Here is a 226-nt window from a genome sequence, read left to right as displayed (position 1 = left end):
GTGGCCGTCATGATATCACGAGAGTTTATTTTAAGCTGACGAAAATCCAGGAGGAGTCTACACAGCTTCTGTTTTACGGGGAGGGCAGCCAGCAGATGCCGGAGATCGCTTTTGAGCGGAAACCGGATGGAGATACTTTCAGTCTGCAGTGTGTGGTTTCCAGAAAGAAGCAGCTGATCCCGGCAATGATGGAGGCTGCTCAGCTGATGAACAGCGATTATGCGTA

1 protein-coding gene is annotated in these 226 nt (G+C 50.4%); it reads left to right on the top strand.

Features of this window, described 5'->3' with window-relative positions:
* The coding region (locus tag NE671_RS15755) for a DHHA2 domain-containing protein (protein ID WP_330641843.1) at positions 1-226 on the top strand (226 nt) is incomplete at both ends.

Origin of the sequence: Blautia sp. DFI.9.10, assembly GCF_024461705.1 — a bacterium.
GTDB classification, from domain to species: Bacteria; Bacillota; Clostridia; order Lachnospirales; family Lachnospiraceae; genus Blautia_A; species Blautia_A fusiformis.
Note: the sequence above shows the minus strand (reverse complement) of the source record. Positions and strands in the feature narration are given on the sequence as shown.